Annotated in this window: 2 protein-coding genes; one reads left to right on the top strand and one right to left on the bottom strand. The window is 46.9% G+C overall.

The genetic code is table 11. From position 1 onward, the window contains the following. On the bottom strand, positions 1 to 457 hold a 457-nt coding region (locus A3750_RS17800), incomplete at its 3' end, for a mechanosensitive ion channel domain-containing protein (RefSeq protein WP_156498696.1). 127 nt (positions 458 to 584) lie between these two features. On the opposite strand from A3750_RS17800, the gene A3750_RS17795 reads away from it, so the two are divergent. Beyond that, on the top strand, positions 585 to 800 hold a 216-nt coding region (locus A3750_RS17795; protein WP_304440210.1), incomplete at its 3' end, for a Na+ dependent nucleoside transporter N-terminal domain-containing protein.

Raw genomic sequence — 800 nt, 5'->3', positions numbered from 1 at the left:
GAAAGGAGTTTGGCAGTGAGATGAGCTCTCGATTCTCAGATTGGATCTCTGTATCGAATAGGCCTCGCTCGGAGACGCGGCCGAAGAAGTCGCCAACGCGCACAAAATCGCCAATTCCAAATGGTTTGGTAATGCGCAGTAGAATACCGGCCATCAGATTGCCGATAATATTGGTAGAAGAAAAGGCGATCAAACCTGAAAGCAGGATACCAATCAGGCCAATGATTTGATTACGAAGTTGCGCATCGATCGGTAGCGATAAGATGACACCAATAACGCAGGCTAAAGTAAGAAACAGCATTAGTATCTGGCGGGGTACTTTTCTTTCGCTGCCGAGATGTTTTTTGCGTACAACGATGAAGTGGTTTGCCGCCGTGAGCAGCGTGACCGCACCAATAAAGGCAAGCACGCTAGGTAGCCAGTTACTGATAAGCTCGGAGTTCAGGATTGCGTCCATGTAGGTCTTCTGTGTTTTTCGTTAGCTTGTCAGATGCTCATGCGGGGCGCAAGCATGAAAACCAAGCCAAAGAGGAAAACTTTGCTAACCTTTTTAAGCAATTTGTCTTTTATAGAGTGAAGCCTGAATGTCTATTCTTATGAGCTTGTTAGGTGTATGCGTGTTGCTTGGCTTCGCGTTTTTACTGTCCACTAACCGCAAAGCCATCAAGTTGCGGACTGTTCTTGGAGCGCTTGTTATTCAGATCGGTCTTGGTGCATTAGTGCTTTACGTTCCATGGGGGCGTGACGTATTAAACGGGATAACGGCGGCTGTTGCGCATGTTATTCATTACGCAAACGAA

This window comes from Oleiphilus sp. HI0079 (assembly GCF_001635105.1).
This window is presented reverse-complemented; position numbering and strand designations above follow the sequence as displayed.